Source organism: Streptomyces longispororuber (assembly GCF_024448165.1).
In the GTDB taxonomy this organism is placed as follows: domain Bacteria; phylum Actinomycetota; class Actinomycetes; order Streptomycetales; family Streptomycetaceae; genus Streptomyces; species Streptomyces longispororuber_A.
Genome location: NZ_JAMOLN010000221.1, coordinates 1 through 16,188 on the forward strand (window position 1 = coordinate 1; position 16,188 = coordinate 16,188).

At 74.1% G+C, this 16,188-nt stretch carries 14 protein-coding genes; 4 read left to right on the plus strand and 10 right to left on the minus strand.

Annotation, left to right across the window (positions count from 1 at the left end; translation table 11 throughout):
- Positions 1 to 1,016: SDR family NAD(P)-dependent oxidoreductase (locus M4J07_RS39790; RefSeq protein WP_308284814.1), on the plus strand; the 1,016-nt coding region annotated here is incomplete at its 5' end.
- 92 nt (positions 1,017 to 1,108) lie between these two features.
- A complete protein-coding gene (locus tag M4J07_RS39795; protein WP_255980598.1) occupies positions 1,109 to 2,143 on the plus strand; it encodes an SMP-30/gluconolactonase/LRE family protein in 1,035 nt (344 codons plus the stop codon).
- A 3-nt stretch (positions 2,144 to 2,146) separates the two neighbouring features.
- On the opposite strand, the gene M4J07_RS39800 is transcribed toward M4J07_RS39795, so the two are convergent.
- From M4J07_RS39800 to M4J07_RS39830, 7 genes are all read right to left on the minus strand, one after another.
- Complete coding sequence (locus M4J07_RS39800) at positions 2,147 to 2,725, minus strand: TetR/AcrR family transcriptional regulator (RefSeq protein WP_255980600.1); 579 nt, start codon at positions 2,723 to 2,725, stop codon at positions 2,147 to 2,149.
- Positions 2,726 to 2,795: 70 nt separating this feature from the next.
- A complete protein-coding gene (locus M4J07_RS39805) occupies positions 2,796 to 4,130 on the minus strand; it encodes an MFS transporter (protein ID WP_255980602.1) in 1,335 nt (444 codons plus the stop codon).
- A 174-nt stretch (positions 4,131 to 4,304) separates the two neighbouring features.
- The gene (locus M4J07_RS39810; protein ID WP_255980604.1) at positions 4,305 to 5,258 is read right to left on the minus strand and encodes a catechol 2,3-dioxygenase; all 954 of its coding nucleotides are present in this window, start codon (positions 5,256 to 5,258) and stop codon (positions 4,305 to 4,307) included.
- A complete protein-coding gene (locus M4J07_RS39815) occupies positions 5,255 to 6,364 on the minus strand; it encodes a 4-oxalomesaconate tautomerase (protein WP_255980606.1) in 1,110 nt (369 codons plus the stop codon). Before M4J07_RS39815 ends, M4J07_RS39810 begins: the two co-directional genes overlap by 4 nt.
- A complete protein-coding gene (locus tag M4J07_RS39820) occupies positions 6,361 to 7,065 on the minus strand; it encodes a 4-carboxy-4-hydroxy-2-oxoadipate aldolase/oxaloacetate decarboxylase (RefSeq protein WP_255980608.1) in 705 nt (234 codons plus the stop codon). The genes M4J07_RS39815 and M4J07_RS39820 overlap by 4 nt, the downstream gene beginning before the upstream one ends.
- Positions 7,065 to 7,817 (minus strand): PIG-L deacetylase family protein, encoded by a 753-nt coding sequence (locus tag M4J07_RS39825; protein ID WP_255980610.1) that lies wholly within the window; start codon positions 7,815 to 7,817, stop codon positions 7,065 to 7,067. Before M4J07_RS39825 ends, M4J07_RS39820 begins: the two co-directional genes overlap by 1 nt.
- 43 nt (positions 7,818 to 7,860) lie before the next feature.
- On the minus strand, positions 7,861 to 8,514 hold the full coding sequence (locus tag M4J07_RS39830; protein WP_255980612.1) for a GntR family transcriptional regulator: 654 nt from the start codon (positions 8,512 to 8,514) through the stop codon (positions 7,861 to 7,863).
- 312 nt (positions 8,515 to 8,826) lie between these two features.
- On the opposite strand from M4J07_RS39830, the gene M4J07_RS39835 reads away from it, so the two are divergent.
- Both M4J07_RS39835 and M4J07_RS39840 read left to right on the plus strand, forming a co-directional pair.
- A complete protein-coding gene (locus M4J07_RS39835; RefSeq protein WP_255980614.1) occupies positions 8,827 to 10,116 on the plus strand; it encodes a phytase in 1,290 nt (429 codons plus the stop codon).
- 181 nt (positions 10,117 to 10,297) lie between these two features.
- Entirely contained in the window at positions 10,298 to 11,461 is a 1,164-nt protein-coding gene (locus M4J07_RS39840; protein ID WP_255980616.1) for an alpha-hydroxy-acid oxidizing protein, read from the plus strand.
- Here the strand turns inward: M4J07_RS39840 and M4J07_RS39845 are convergent.
- The 3 genes from M4J07_RS39845 to M4J07_RS39855 all read right to left on the minus strand — a co-directional run bounded on the left by M4J07_RS39845 (position 11,442) and on the right by M4J07_RS39855 (position 16,070).
- Positions 11,442 to 11,969 (minus strand): flavoprotein, encoded by a 528-nt coding sequence (locus M4J07_RS39845; RefSeq protein WP_255980618.1) that lies wholly within the window; start codon positions 11,967 to 11,969, stop codon positions 11,442 to 11,444. The genes M4J07_RS39840 and M4J07_RS39845 overlap by 20 nt on opposite strands.
- Positions 11,962 to 12,807 (minus strand): N-formylglutamate amidohydrolase, encoded by an 846-nt coding sequence (locus M4J07_RS39850; protein ID WP_255980620.1) that lies wholly within the window; start codon positions 12,805 to 12,807, stop codon positions 11,962 to 11,964. The genes M4J07_RS39845 and M4J07_RS39850 overlap by 8 nt, the downstream gene beginning before the upstream one ends.
- An 89-nt stretch (positions 12,808 to 12,896) precedes the next feature.
- Positions 12,897 to 16,070, minus strand: coding sequence for an amidohydrolase family protein (locus M4J07_RS39855; RefSeq protein ID WP_255980622.1), 3,174 nt, complete (start codon positions 16,068 to 16,070; stop codon positions 12,897 to 12,899).
- Between the last annotated feature and the right edge of the window lie 118 nt (positions 16,071 to 16,188).

The window sequence follows — 16,188 nt, forward strand, 5'->3', positions numbered from 1 at the left end:
ACCCCGCCGCCGGGCAGGTGCTGCGCGGTCTGCTGGCCTCCCAGGGCCAGTCCGAGGAGGCACTCGCCCCCGCACTCGGCCTGCCGTTGGAGCAGCTCGTGAAGATGTCCGGCGGGAAGTTCCCGCCGGAGCTCGTGGCCGCGCTGGTCACCGCGGCCGAGACCGGTCTGGTCCCGGAGGGCCTGCCGACCGCTCCCCCGGCGGCCGTCGCGTCGGCCGGAGTACCGGACCTGGGCGTCGAGATCGGGACGCCGCAACCATGGGCCGAGCGGATCACGGGCGGCCGGTTCGAGGGGCAGACCGTCGTCGTCACCGGCGCGGCCTCCGGCATCGGCCGGGCGGTCGCCGCGCGCATCGTGCGCGAGGGCGGCCGGGTCGTCGCGGTCGACGTCTCCGCCGACGGACTCGGGGCGCTCGCCGCCGAACTGGGCGACGCGGTCGTGCCGGTCACGGCCGACATCACCGCGCCCGCGGCGGCCGACGCCGTGCTGGCCGCGGCGGGCGGTGCCGTGGACGGGCTCGCGAACGTCGCGGGCGTGATGGACGACGACGCCGCGGTGCACGAGGTCGACGACACGATCTGGGAGCGCGTCATGCGCATCAACGTCGAGGGTCCGATGCGGCTGATGCGGGCCGTCGTGCCGGGGATGCTCGCCGCGGGCGGCGGCCGGATCGTCAACGTCGTGTCCGAGGCCGCGCTGCGCGGTTCGGCGGCCGGGGCGGCCTACACGACGTCCAAGCACGCCCTGGTCGGGCTGACGAAGTCGTCGGCGTACCAGTACGCGGGCACGGGCGTGCAGGTCAACGCGGTCGCGCCGGGCGCCGTCGCGACCGGCATCCAGCTGGCGGGCGCCGCCCCGTACGGCTCGGCCCGCACCGCGAAGATGCGGGTGGCGATCCCCGGTCTGGCCATGGCCGAGGAGCTGGCCGCGTCGATCACGTTCCTGCTCAGCAGGGACGCCGTGAACATCAACGGCGCGATCCTGCCCTCGGACGGCGGCTGGTCGGCCGCCTGAGCTCCGCCCCGGCCCGGGCGGTCCCGCACCGCACCGGGCAGCCCCTCCCGCACAGTCCAGCGCCGTCCCGACAGGCAGGAGCACAGCACCGCATGACCACGCATCGCACGCCCCGCGCCCTCATGGTTCTGGCAGCCGCCGGACTTCTCGCCCTGACCGGATGCGGCACGCAGACCCCCGCGTCCGGCCCGGGCTCCGGCTCCGCGCCGTCCGGCGAGGGCCGCACCATCCGGGCCGCCCGGGTCGCGCACGTGACGGACGTCCACGAGGCCACCGGCATGACGCTCCTGGAGGGACCGGTCCTGGTCGACGACGGCACCCTGTACGTCGTCGACGTGACCGCTCCCCCGGGCGAACCCAAGGTCATCTCCGTGGACGTCGCCACGGGCGAGCACCGGGGCGTCTACACGGACCGGACGGGCGCGTACACGTCCGCACAGATCAGTCCCCACGACGGCCGGCTGTACCTGACCGACTTCGCCACCGGCTCCGTGGTCGGCGTCGAGGTGGACGGCTCGGATCCGCGGACCCTCTTCTCCGGCGAGGTCGACGGTTCGAGGATGACGCCGGACGATCTCGCCTTCGACGCCGACGGGAACCTGTACGTGAGCGACTCGCACGGTACGGAGCCCGGCGACACCGGGGGCCGCATCGTGCGCGTCGACCGCGACGGCAGGAGGGCCACGGTCCTCGCCGACGGCCTGGCCCACCCGAACGGGATCATGTTCGACCCCGGTCTGCGCGGCCTGTGGATCAGCGAACTGACCGAGGACACCGTCTCCTACCTGCTCCTCGACGCCGCGAAGACCGCCGTGGCCTCGCAGCACGAGGCGATCCACGTGGACGGCGGCCTGGCGCAGACCGACTCCCTCGCCGTGGACGCCGACGGCAACGTCTACCAGGCGCTGCACGGCCGCCCCGCCATGGCGGTCTACAGCAAGTACGGGGAGCGCCTCGCCACCGTGGAGGTGCCCGCGAAGGACGCGGCGGGTCTGCAGTCGGCGACCAACGTGGCGATCACGCCGGGCGGCCGGACGGCGTACCTGACGGTGAGCGGCACGGACGGCGGGTTCGTCTACCGGTTCACCGCTCCGGGCCGGGGCATCCGCCAGTCCAACGGCGGCTGACGGTCACGCGCCGTCGGCGGTCTCGTGCGGCCGCAGCGGTCCCACCTCGATGCCGAGCAGCCGCCAGGCCGCCAGCGCCAGGCGCTCCCGCTCGGCCGGGGCGGGTCCCGCGACGGCGCCGGAGACCATGGCGACGGCGAGCATCACGTCGTCGGCACTCAGCCGGTGGCCGGGCGGCAGGCACCGGTCGAGGACGCGGCGGACCCGGTCGGACAGGACGCGGGCCTGCTCCCCGTCGCCGCGCACCCGCAGCATGTCGACGAACGCCGTCGACCGGGTCAGATGCCAGGTGACCACGCCCAGGACGTCCGCCAGGTCCGGGTCGGGCCGGTCGGCGGCCGCCTCGATCTGGCGGACGTTCTCGTCCAGGACGGCGCTGGCCAGCGCGTCGCGGTCGGCGAAGTGCCGGTAGAGGCTGCCCTGGCCGACCCCGGCGCGGCGGGCGACGGCGGACAGCGGGGCGGTCAGGCCCTGTTCGGCGAAGACCTCGCGGGCCGCGGCGATGAGGGCGGCCCGGTTGCGGGCCGCGACCCGGCGCCCCTGGTTGGCCGGGCGGCCCTGGGGCTCCGTGGGTGGTGTCACCCGGGAAGGGTAGTACGAGGTCGCCCCGCGCCCGGTCCCGTACGGGGGCGGACGCGGGGCGTGGCGCGGTTCAGTGGGCCGCGGGCACCGGCCGGTCCGTGTCGTGGTGCTCGGCCAGCGGCACCTTGCGCAGCGACGCGATGCCGATGAACACCATCGAGAACAGGCCGGTGAGCGCGAAGGCCGTGAAACCCCAGTCGCCGTTGCCGGAGGCGAGGAGCTGGCCGCCGAGCCACGGGCCGAAGACGGCGCCGAAGCGGCCCATGCCGGAGGTCCAGCCGACGGCGGTCGCGCGGCTGTCGGCGTCGGAGCGGATGGCGACCGTCGCGTAGATCATGGTCTGCGCGCTGTTGAGGAAGACACCGGCGAGGAAGACCACGAGGAAGGTGATGGCGAGCGCCATGTGGATGCTCAGCAGATAGACGCTGCCGGCCGTCGCGAGGAACCAGATCGCCGAGATCCGCGGGGCGCCGAAGCGGTCGGCGGCGCGGCCCGCGACGAGCATGCCGACGATGCCGCCGAGGTTGAAGACGACGACGAACTGGAGCGAGGAGCCGAGGTCGTAGCCCTCGGAGCGCATCAGGGTGGGCAGCCAGGTGGCGACGCCGTAGACGAGGAGCAGGCCGCCGAAGGAGGCCAGCCAGTACAGGAGGGTCTGCGTCCACTGCTTGCCCCGGAACAGGCCGGCGAGCGCGTCCCAGCGGCCGGCGCCCTCGGGGCGCCGCGCCTTCGCGGCGGGCATCTCGACGTCGTACGCCGTCGCGAGCCGCTGCGCCTCGTCCGTGCGGCCCTTGGCGACGAGGAAGCTGAGGGACTCCGGCATGGCCTTGGCCATCACCGGCACGAACAGCAGCGGGAGCACGCAGAACCAGAACGCCGCCCGCCAGCCGAGCGGTTCGACCACCCAGGTCGCCACGTACGCGGAGAGGATGCCGCCCGCGTGGTGGGCGGTCATCAGTCCGCCGACGATCAGGGCGCCGCGGCCGCGCGGGGCGTAGTCGGAGACCATCGAGATCGCGGTCGGCAGCAGGCCGCCGAGGCCGAGGCCGGCGAGGGTGCGGCCGAGGCCGAAGGCCGTGACGTTCGGGGCGATCGCGCACAGGCCCGAGGCCAGCGAGAAGACGGTGACGCAGCCGACCATCATCTTCTTGCGGCCGACGCGGTCGGAGACCGTGCCGGCGGTGAGGGCGCCGATCAGCATGCCGAAGGTGGCGTAGCTGCCGAGGTCGCCGGCCTGGTCGGGGTCGAGGCCGAGCGCCTTGCTCTCCAGCATGTGCGGCAGCACGGAGCCGTAGATGAACATGTCGAGGCCGTCGAAGAGGACGGCCAGCCAGCACAGGGCGAAGACGAGCTTCGCCATTCTCGTGCCGCGGCGCGCGGCGGGCGGGGTGGCAGAGGAGGACATCGTTGTTTCCTCTCGTCCGGGACGCGTGTCCCAGGAGCGGTGTTCGGCGGGGAGAAGGGGGGTGACGGCACGGTAAGAAGTGACCGAACCAGTCGTCAACACTTTTGTTGACAATCACAGACAACGATTCGGCCCCGGCGACGAACGTCCGTCCCCGGGGCCGGAAAGAGCAGGTCAGGACTGGACGGGCGGCGTTCCGTGGGTGTGGAACGACTCGATGGTCCGCAGCCCCCACGCCTGGCCCTTGGCCCGCTCGGCCTCGGTCCAGGTGATCAGCGGCCAGTCCGGGGCGAGGACGAGCCGGGTGAGCGGGTTGCACAGCTCGATGCGGTTGCCGCCGGGTTCGTAGACGTAGAGGAAGAACGTCTGCTGGATGGCGTGCTTGTGCGGGCCCGTCTCGATGAACACGCCGGTGTCGATGGCGAGGTCGGCGGCGCGCAGGATGTCCTCGCGGGTGTCGGCGGCGAAGGCGATGTGGTGCAGGCGGCCCCTGGCGCCGGTCCAGTCCGACGTGTAGACGACGTCGTACGACTTGTCGGTGAAGGTCAGCCAGCGGGCCGCGATCTTCCCGGTGTCGAGGCGGATCTGTTCGGTGGGCCGGGCGCCCAGCACGTTCTGCTGGAACTCGGCGTTGGCGAGGACGTCGGCGCCGAGGAAGTTGACGTGGTCGAGGCGGCGGACGCCGACGCCCCGGTTGGGTTTGGCCTGCGGCTGGTTCTTGAGGGCGGGCTTGAGCTCGTCGGGGGCCCGGTAGTGCTCGCTCTCCCAGTACAGGGCGTGTTCGTGGCCGTCCGGGTCGGTGGTGACGTAGAGCTTGCCGAGGCCGGGTTCGTCCTCCGTCCAGTGGCCGGTGCCGCCCGCGTCCTCGACGGCCTTGACGCGTCGCTGGAGCGCCTCCTCGCTGGAGGTGCGCAGGGCGAGGCGGCCGAGTCCCGGCTGGTCGCGGGCGGTGAGGACGAGGCTGTGGTGCTCGTAGTCGTCGAAGGTGCGCAGATAGACGGTGTCGCCGTCCCGCCCGTTGACGGTGAGGCCCAGGAAGTCGGTGAAGAAGGCGACGGAGGCGTCCAGGTCCGGGGTGAACAGCTGGGCGTGGCCGATGTGGGCGATGTCGCCGAGGGGCGGAGTCATCGTTGACCTCCTGAGGTCGGTGCGGGTGGGCGGGCCGGGTCGGCGGCGCGGGGGAAGACGGTGCCGTCGAAGATCTTGCGGGCGGTGCGCACCACGGCGGTGCGACGGGCGGTGGGCAGGCCGTCGGGGCCGGCGCCGATGCTGCTCTCGATGTCGAGGAAGCCGGTGGGGTGCTCGATGCGCAGCCGGTCGCCGCCCTCGGGCAGCACGGCGACGGGGGCGCCGACGCCGCCGTCGATCCGCAGTCCCGCCGCCACGCTCGCGGCGCCGAGGACGCCGATGGAGGTGTGGGCGCGGACGGGGATGAAGGTGCGGGTGGTGACCGCGCCGCCGTGCCGGGGCGGGGCGAGCAGGGTCAGTTTGGGCACGGTGGCGCCGGTGACGTCACCGAGGCCCATCAACTCCCCGGCGGCGAGCCGGATCTCGTGGAGGCGGGCGGCGAGGTCCTGGTCCGCCTCCAGGTCAGCCGGGTCCTCGTAGCCGGTGAGCTCGAGGGATTCGGCGGGGATCAGCACGGTCGGCATGCCGTTGTCGACGCAGGTCACGTCGGTGCCCGCGACGGTGTCACGGGCGCGCCCGGTGGGCAGCAACGGGCCTGCCCCCGGCGGGAATTCGACCACGACCGCGGCCGCGCTCCCCGGTACGCCGGAGATCTCCGCGTCGCCCGTGGGGTCGACGCGCCCGTCCGGCGTCGGGAACGTCGCCCTCGCGAGGTCTCCCGTGTTGACCATGCGGATCCGGACGGAGGTGTCCCGCCCGCCCGGCTCGACCAGACCGCGCTCGACCGCGAAGGGGCCGACCCCGGCGAGCAGGTTGCCGCAGTTCTGACGGTCCGACACCTCGGTGGTGTCGACGCCCACTTGGAGGAAGAGGTAGTCGACGTCGGCCTCGGGACCGGCCGACGGCGACACCACCGCGACCTTGCTCGTCAGGGGGTGTCCGCCGCCGAGGCCGTCGATCTGCCGCGGGTCGGGACTGCCCATGATCCGCAGCAGCAGGGCGTCGCGGACGGCCGGTTCGGCGGGGAGGTCGTCGGCCAGGAAGTAGGCGCCCTTGGAGGTGCCGCCGCGCATCAGCATGCAGCGCACCCCCGCGGGCCCGGTCACGACCCCTCCCCCGTGTACTGCTCGTAGGTCCGGTACGTGACGCCCAGCTGGACGAGCGTGTCGCGCAATCCGTAGCGGTCCAGGCCGAGTTGGCCCCCGACGAAGGCGGCGCGGGTGGCGGCCTCCTTGTCCTCGCGGGCCAGGGACTTCTCGCCGGCCTCGCGGGCACCCTCGCGCGGGACGACCACGACGCCGTCGTCGTCGGCGACGATCACGTCACCGGGGCGGATCACCTGGCCGCCGATGACGACGGGGACGTTGACGCTGCCGCCGGTCGCCTTCACGGTGCCCTGGGCGGACACGGCGGCGGACCAGGCGGGGAAGCCCATCGCGCGGAGTTCGGCGGTGTCGCGGATGCCCGCGTTCGTGACGACGCCACGTACGCCGCGCCGCTGGAGCGCCGTGGCGAAGAGCTCGCCGAACATGCCGTCCGTCGACGGCGACGTGGTGGTCACGACCAGGATGTCGCCCGCGCCGCACTGCTCGACCGCCGCGTGGATCATGAGGTTGTCGCCGGGCCAGGACAGGACGGTGACGGCGGTGCCCGCGACCCGGCAGTCCTGCTGGTTGGGCCGCAGGTGGTGGCCGAGCAGGCCGGTGCGGCCCATCGCCTCGTGGACGGTGGCGACCCCGAATCCGGCGAGGGTCTCGACGTCCTTGGCGTCCGCCCGGGGCGGGTCGGTGACGATCACTCCGGGCATCAGGCGAGCTCCTTCGCGATCTGCGGGTACGGGCGCATGTACGCCTCGGCCATGGTCGTGTGGGCGAGCCCCAGGTTCGGTCCCGCGTTGCGCTTGAGCTGGACGCCGCGCCGGACGGCGAGGTCGGTGTAGTAGTCCCACAGGTGCCGCTGCGCGCCGAGGCACTCCATCGCCGCGCGCTTGGTGTCCCAGACCTCGGTGATGTCGAGCAGCACCTCGGGCTTGAAGCCGCTCATCTCGGGCTGGTGGGGCTCGAAGTAGAAGACGGGCGGGGCGCCGATGATCTCGCCGTCGCCGGGGTAGCCGATGGCCTGCGCGAGGACGCGGGCCTCCAGCGCCATGCGGTTCGCGGCCGGGTGGTCGCCGTTGTACGGGTCCTCGACGGGGTGGGTGAGGACGACGTCGGGCTGGGTCTCCCGGTACACCGTGACGAGCCGGTCGGTCAGCTCGGCCGTGGCCACGAGCGGGTAGTCACCGGCGTCGAAGAAGCGGACCTCGGCGCCGAGGGCGGCGGCGGCGCGCTCCGCCTCGTCGCGGCGGAGCGCCTTGATCTCGTCGAGCTTCTTCCCCTCGCGCCAGGCCTTCGCGGACTCGCCGCGCTCGCCGAAGGTCAGGCACGCGATGGTGACCTTCTCACCGCGCGCGGCGGCCAGGGCGATGGCGCCGCCCGCCCGCCACACGAAGTCCCCCGCGTGCGCGGTGACGACGAGGGTCGATCGTGGCGGGGCGGCGGGCGCGTTGCCGTGGGTCATGCTGCATCTCCTTGCTGACAGGGGTGCGCCCGCCCGGGCCGCGTCAGCCGGCGCGCAAGGCGTCGATCACGCTGCTGAGGTGGGCGCGGGCGGCCGTCTCGGCCGCCTGCGGGTCCCTGGCTCGGATCGCTTCGATCACTGCCAGGTGCTCACCCAGGGACTGCTGCGGCCGGCCCGGGCGCAGCGCCAACTGGAAGCGATGGCGCACCAGTTGGGCGTTGAGCCGCTCCAGGAGACCGACGGCCGTGTGCTGGCCGGAGATGTCCCGGATCCGGGCGTGCAGATCGTGGTTGAGCTCGGAGTAGGTGATCGGATCGCCGTCCGCGACCGCCTTGGACATGGCTCTGCCCAGCTCGGTCAGCTCGTCGAGCTGTGCGTCGGTGGCGTCCACCGCGGCCTTGGCCGCGCACAGTCCTTCGAGCACCATCCGGCACTCCGTGATCTCCACGGCCTCCTCGACCGTGACCACGCGCACTCGCGATCCGCGGTTGCGGATCCGCTCGACCAGTCCCTCGGCGGCGAGGTCGAGCAGTGCCGCCCTGATGCTGGCGCGGGTGACGTCGTACTGCTCGGCGAGTTCGTTCTCCACCAGCCGCTGGGCCGGTGCCATCTCGCCGCGCAGGATCGCCGTCCGCAACTGCTCCAGCGCGTACTGCTTGGCCTGCTCTCCGGAGCCTGGACGGGCTTCCTTCGGCATCTGCCCTCCCTGAGTGAGTGCCTGTCGACGCTAAATCTAGGCGAACAGAATTGTCAACGATTTTGTTTGCAGATTCTGCGGCCCCTGATCCCGGCCGCCACCCCTGGAACGCCTCGCCCGTCGAGATCCGGGCGCGGGCGGACCGGACGGCACCGCTTCCGGCTGAGCCGCCGGCGCTGCGCGACCTCAGCAGCCCTCGCGGAAGCGCGAGTTCACTTCCCGTACGCCCCCGCGCCACGCACCACCCCCTCCCTCCTCACGCCAAGATCACAGGATGCTTCCGCCATGTCCCCGACATGAAGGAGCCCTCACGTGGCCACCCTCCGGACCTCCCGGACGCCCCTGCTGGTCCTCGCCACGGCCGTCGCCGCGCTCGCCGCCCCGGCGACCTGGCCGGTGCAGGCCGCCGCGCCGCTGCCCGTCGTGACGCCGCGCGCCGAGACCACGGCCCTGCACGACGACGCGGCGGGCGGTGACGCGGACGCCGACGACCCGGCGATCTGGCGCAACCCGGCCGACCCGGACCGCAGCCTCGTCGTCGCCACCGCCAAGCAGGGCGGGCTCCGCGTGTACGACCTGGACGCCCGCGAGGTGCAGTCGGTCCCGGCACCCGCGGGGCCCGGCGCCGACGACGCGCCCGGCCGGTTCAACAACGTGGACCTCGTGCACAGCGCACGCCTCGGCGACCTGGCCGTCACCACGGACCGGGGCAACGACCGGCTGCGCGTCTACCGCATCGACCGCGACCACCCCGGCGGCCCGCTCACCGACGCGACCGACCCGAAGGCGGCGCCGGTCTTCTCCTCCTCCCAGGACGAGATCAACGAGCAGCGCACCGCGTACGGCCTCGCCACCTGGACCGACCCGGCGACCGGCCGCTCGTACGCGCTCGTCAGTCAGCGGGAGCGCACCCGGCTCGCCCTGCTGGAGCTGACGTCCCGACCGGACGGCACCATCGGCCACACGAAGGTCCGCACCCTCGACCTGCCCGCGAACTTCCGTCTCCCGAACGGCACTTCATGGTCGCCGTGCGGGGAGCCGGGCGAACTCCCGCAGGTCGAGGGCATGGTGGTGGACCCGGCGAACGGCACGCTGTACGCGGGCCAGGAGGACGTCGGCATCTGGCGGCTGCGGGCCGACCTCAGCGGGACGCCCCGGCTGGTCGACAAGGTCCGCGAGTTCGGCGTCCCCGGCCGCTACGACGAGGCGACCGAGGAGTGCACCCCGGGCACCGACCCCGGCTTCGGCGGCACGCACCTCACGGCCGACGTGGAGGGCCTGACCCTCGTCGAGGAGAAGGGCGGCGACGGCCTGCTGCTCGCCTCCAGCCAGGGCGACGACACCTTCGCCGCCTACGACCGCGAGGTGTCCGACGCCAACGAGTACGAGGGCGGCTTCCGCATCGGCCCCGCGTCCGCGACGCTCGACGGCTCGGAGGAGTGCGACGGAGCCGCCGCGCTGAACCAGCCGCTGGGCCGCCGCTACCCGCACGGCCTCCTCGTCGTCCAGGACGGTCACGACGCGCCCGGCGACCCGGACCGCCCCTCCACGAACTTCAAGTTCGTCGACCTGCGCACGGTCACCGCCGCGGTCGACGACTGACGCCCCCGGCGCACGACTCCCGCGCCGCCGCCCCCGCGCCCCGGGCCGACCCCTTGGCCCGGCGCCGGTGACCTGGCACATTGGGGCTCACCGGCCCCGGAACCCGGATCCGGTGTCAACTTCAGAAAGCCCCGACCGAGCTTCCCCGGAAGCTGCCAGGACTTCGACGACGAGGTGTGCGATGAGCCCGCAGTTCGGTGACTACCAGTTCGAGATCTACCTCGACGGGCTGCGCGGCGTCGTGCCCACGATGCCGATGGACTTCGCCGGACTGGAGGAGCGGGCACGGGCCGCACTGCCCCCGTCGGTGTGGTCGTACGTGGCGGGCGGCGCGGGCGACGAGCACACCCAGCGGGCCAACGTCCGGGCCTTCGAACGGTACGGCCTGATGCCGCGCATGATGGTCGGCGCGGCACAACGCGACCTGTCCGTCGACCTGTTCGGGATGCGGCTCGCCGCACCCCTGTTCATGGCGCCGGTCGGCGTGATCGGGCTGTGCGCGCCGGACGGGCACGGCGATCTGGCGACGGCGCGGGCCGCGGCGCGCACCGGCGTGCCGATGGTGGCCTCGACCCTGTCGGTCGACCCGATGGAGGACGTGGCCGCCGGGTTCGGCGAGACCCCCGGCTTCTTCCAGCTGTACACGCCGACGGACCGGGCGCTCGCCGAGAGCCTGGTCCGTCGGGCCGAGGCGGCGGGTTTCAAGGGGATCGTCGTCACCCTCGACACCTGGGTGACCGGCTGGCGCCCGCGGGACCTGGCGACGGCCAACTTCCCGCAGCTGCGCGGCCACTGCCTCGCCAACTACACGTCGGACCCGCGTTTCAAGGAGCTGACCCCGTCCGGTGATCCGCAGGACGTCGTGGGCACCTGGGCCGGGATCTTCGGCAACCCCCTCACCTGGGACGACCTGCCGTGGCTGCGGTCCCTCACGGATCTGCCGCTGATCCTCAAGGGGATCTGCCACCCCGAGGACGTGCGGCGGGCCCGGGACGGCGGCGTGGACGGCGTCTACTGCTCCAACCACGGCGGCCGGCAGGCCAACGGCGGCCTGCCCGCGCTCGACGCGCTGCCCGGCGTCGTCGCGGCGGCGGACGGGCTGCCGGTGCTCTTCGACTCCGGGGTCCGCTCGGGCGCGGACGTCGTCAAGGCCCTCGCCCTGGGCGCGACCGCGGTGGGCGTGGGGCGGCCGTACGCGTACGGGCTCGCGGTCGGCGGCGAGGACGGGCTCGTGCACGTGCTGCGCTCGCTGCTCGCCGAGGCCGATCTGGTCATGGCGGTCGACGGTTACCCGGCGCTCGCGGACCTGACGCCCGAGGCCCTGGTCACCGTCCCCCGGACCTGACGAGCCCGGCCAGGAGCTCCGTCGCCGCCTCCCAGCGGAAGGGCCCCTCGCCCAGGCGCACCCCCATGCCGCGCAGCCGGCGCATGCTGTCCTGGTAGGCGGGGTGGGTGGCCAGCTGGTCGTTGACGCAGGGCAGTGCGACGACCGGGACGCCCGCGCCGAACGCCTCGCAGAGGGTGGCGACGGCGAGGGTGTCGGCGATCCCCGCGGCCCACTTGTTGATCGTGTTGAAGGTCGCGGGGGCGACGACGACCGCGTCCGCGGGCGGGAACGGGCGCGGGTCCGCCGGGGTGCGCCAGGCGGACCGCACCGGCCGGCCCGTCTGCGACTCCACCGCGGCCAGATCGAAGAATCCGCCGAGCGCGGTGGGCGTCGCGATGACGCCGACCTCCCAGCCGTTGCCCTGCGCGTCGTCGATCAGCTTGCCGACGCCGTCGGCTGTTCCGGCCGCGCACACGATGACGTACAGGAACGGCCGCGTGGGCGGGTCGGGCGTCGGCTCAGCCACGGTCCACCTCCGCGACGAGCCGGGCGAGCGCGTCGGCCGCCTTCGTCAGGCCGTCGTGCGGCGTGACCGGTTCGTCCAGGTAGACGTCCCGGCGCAGTTCCAGCATCAGGGCGCTGACCCGGCGGTCCCTGCCGTAGTGGCGCAGCGGGACGTAGGTGCCGGCGAACGGGGTGTCCAGGGCGATGTCGCCGAGCGGGGCGAACGCGTCGCGGGCCAGGGCGAGGAGCTCGTCGGGGGTGTGGAACGGGTCGGTGCCGAGGCAGACGGGCGGTCTCGGTCCGGTCCCGTGCAGTTCGTAGGGCAGGGCGCGGCTCGGATAGGAGTGCACGTCGATGATCACTGCGCGGCCGGTCGCCGCGAGCCGGTCGTCGACGGCCCGGGTCATCGCCTCGGCGTAGGGGGCGAAGTAGGCGGCGAGCAACTCGGCTTCGTCGGCTGGGGGTTCGGGGCGCAGCGGCGCGCGGTGCGTGGTGCGGGTGTAGACGGCGCCCATGCCGACCGCGCGCATCTCCTCCCGCTCGTCGGGGAACCGCTCGGGGTCGACGACGAGCCGCGACCGTTCGTTCACGAACTGCCAGGGCCGCAGCGGGGCCGCACCGGCCGCGCGGGCGGCGATCTCCTGGGTGTGCGCGTCGGTGATGAGGTCCACCTCGCGGGCCAGGGCGGCGTCGTCGAGCAGGAGGCCGGAGCGGACCCGGGGCGGGACGGCGCGCGAGCCGTGCGGCACGTGCAGGAGCACCGGCGAGGCCGGGTCGCCCGCGACGAGCCGGTACGCGGGTCCGTCGTCGGGGCCGTCGTCGGGTGCGGCGGCGTGTACGGATCTGTCCGGGGTGTCCATGTCCCTACTCTCCCGTGCGCGGCCCGCCTTGGGGAACCGTCTTCGGGAACACGGGGCGGGGCGCCCGGTCCGTGGTGCGCGCGGGGCGTCTAGTAGCCCGGGTCGCAGCAGCCCTCGCGCCGCATGTGGCGTCCCACCTCCAGCCAGTCCGTCGTGCCCGCGCGGACGGTCGCGGTCTCGAACGCGCCCACCAGATCGGCCTGCCGGACCTCGACGCCGCCGCGCAGCACCGACGTCGTACGGATCAGGTCGTCGAAGTCGGTGAACGGGTCGCCGTCGACGAACGTGAGGTCGGCGAGGCGGCCCACCCGCACGGTGCCGAGGTCCGCCTGCGCGCCGAAGACCCGGGCGGGCAGCACCGTCGCGGTGCTCAGCGCCTGGGCCGGGGAGAGGCCGGCCCGGTGCAGGGCGCGCAGGGCCAGGTGCAGGTGGAGGCCGACGGGGACGAGGGGCTGGTCCGTGCCGAGCGCCACCAGACCACCGGCGGCCAGGATCCGCCGGTAGACCGCCGTCTCCCGGTCCAGGGTGGCGAGTTGGGCGGGCGTGGGCGGGGTGCCGGCGGCCTTCTCGACCACGGCGGTGTCCCAGGGCGGCATGAGGGTGGTGACGCGCGGGTCCTCGGCGAGGGCCGGGTCGGCGCCGAGCAGCGGCTGGGCCGTGAACGGCGTCGCGACGAGATGGAACCCGGCGTGCGTGTAGATCTCCGCGACGTCCTGCCCGGCACGGCCCCCTGCCGTGGTGGCGTGCCCGGACTCCAGGCGCTGGGTGGCCTGCAGATGGGTCGTCAGGTCCTGGCCGAGCTGGACTCCCGGGGTGCACAGATGGCTGCCGCTGCGCACGCCGAGCCGTTCGTGGGCGAAGCGGGCCGCTTCCTCCATCACCCAGCCCGGCGCCCGCACGTACGTCTTGACGAAGTCCCAGTCGAGGGCCGCGGCGCGGTCGAGGGAGCGGCGCAGACCCGCGCGGGTGCGGTGGGCGCGGCCCATGCTGTAGGCGACGCGGGCGCCGTCCAGCAGTTCGCCGGTGGCGAGGAGCCGGGGGCCCGCGAGCGCGCCCGCGTTCACGGCCTCCCGGATGCGCGCCTGTTCGTAGGCGAAGCCGCCGAGGGAGACGGCGGTCGTGATGCCGTAGGCGAGTTGCAGCGCGGTCTGCCGGCCGCCGTAGGTCGACTGCCAGGGGTGGGTGTGGGCGTCCCACAGGCCCGGTACGACGGTCCTGTCCGAGGCGTCGACGCGGCGGACGGCGCGGCGGCGGGCGGCGCGGTGCGAGGTGACGTCGGTGATCCGGCCGCCCTCGACGACGATGTCGACGTCGTCCCGGACGGTGTCGCCGGTGCCGTCCCAGAGGCGGCCCGCGTGCACGACCGTGTCGGCGGGGCGCGGTCTGCGGTGGTCGAGCGGGATGCGGACGGTGCGGACCGCGTCCGCCGCGACGTCGACGAGCCGGAACCGGCCGCCGGACAGGTACAGCAGCCGTCGGCCGTCGGCGGACCAGCTCGGGTGGTCGGCCGCCTCGTCGGTGAGCTGCCGGGGCGCGCCGTCCGGGCTGCCGTCGGGGCGGACCGGCAGCAGCCACAGCGCGGACTCGACGACGACGGCCATGTGGCGGCCGTCCGGTGACCAGGCGGGTCCCGAGTCGTAGCGGTCGGCGAGCGAGACGTGCGGGGCGACGGCGTGCACGGCCGCGTCCCCGGTGGTGGTGTCGACGACGCGGATCAGGTTGTAGCCCTCGCGGAACCGCTGGTTGAGGCGGCCGCGGTCGCACAGCGCCACGTACCGTCCGTCGGGCGACCAGCAGGGTCTGCCGGGCAGTCCGCCGCTGCCCATCGGCGGGGCGAGGACCTGTTCGGTCCCGGCCGCGAGGTCGCGGACGACGAGGTTGCCCGTCATGTCCAGGCAGGCGAGGCGGGCGCCGTCCGGCGACAGGGCGGGGAAGACCCGGCCGCCCTCGGCGAGCACGGTCTCCTTGCCGGTGGCCAGTTCGTGGCGGCGTACGGAGAACAGTCCGGCGCGGTCGTCCGCGTACACCAGGCCCCGGCCGTCCGGGGTCCAGGTCGGGGCGAGGACGTAGCGGGTGGGCGGCGCCTGGACGATCCTGCGCGGGGCACCGCCACCCGAAACGGCGCCGATCCAGAGGGAGTTGAGGGCGGCGAAGGCGACCTGTGTCCCGTCGGGCGACAGGGCGGGCAGGTGCGGGGCACGGACGGGGCGCACTCCCCCGGCCTCGAAGTCGTAGCCCTTGGTGCGGTAGCGGGGCCGGTCGACGGGGAGCCGTGCGGTGAACGCGATGTCCTCGCCGCTGCGGGACTCGGCGGGACGGACGAGGCGGAACCGGCCGTCGACCGTGAGCAGCAGGGTGTCGGGATCGGTCCAGCGCGGCGGCACCGCGGCGAGGTCGCCGGGCACGTCGACGGGCGCGCCGTCGACGACGAGGGTGCAGCCGGCGGCGGGCGCCGGGGTGGTCCGCAGATAGCCGACGCGGCCCTTCGGGGAGACGGCCGGGGTCATGATCTGCGCGCCGGAGGTGTCGGTGTGCTCGACGGTGACCCGGCCCGTGCCGTCGGCGGCGACGGAGGCGATGACCGAGGACTGGAGGGCGCCGGCGGCGCCGACGACGCCGCGGACGAACAGCACCCGCTCGCCGTCCGCCGACCACGTCGGGTCGAAGTCCTCCCAGGCGCCGTCCTGTCCCGGCCCGTCCTGCCCGTCGAGACCGGTGAGCGGCGTCAGGGTCCGGTCCCGCACGTGGAGGACCCAGACGCGGTAGGGGCTGCCGCTCACCGGGTCGCCGCCGCGCTCCGACGCGAAGGCGATGCGGGTGCCGTCCGGGGACCAGGCGGGGGCGCGGTCGTCCCAGGGGCCTTCGGTGAGCTGTCGCGGGGTGCCGCCGTCGGCGTCCAGGAGCCACAGGTGGAAGCCGCCGCCCTGGTAGGCGCAGACGACCAGGGCGCTGCCGTCGGGGGCGAACTGCGGCCGGGTGGGTTCCAGCCGTGGAGTGGTGAGCCGGGTGGCGGTGCCGCCCTTGCGGGGGATCGACCACAGGACGTTCTGGATCTCGGCGACGAACCGGTCGCCGGCCGGGGCGAGGGTGGCGGCTCCGTTGGTGGCCTCGGTGAAGGAGAGCGCGGTGGCCGTGGCGGCGGCCGCCGCCGCGGCACTCGGATCGAGGGCGACTCCCGCGGCGACGCCGGCCGCGGTCGCGGAACTCGTCCGGAGGAATCTCCGACGCGAGAAGGTGGGGCCGGTGACGGGGGTGATGTCCATGAGGCTCCCGGAACGCGAAGGGGTGGGCCGGACCAGAGATGCGTGTGTCGGGCCGGTGACGCACAGCAACATACGGGGCGCCACGGGTGGGCGGCCCCGCCCGAGCCGAGGACGGCTG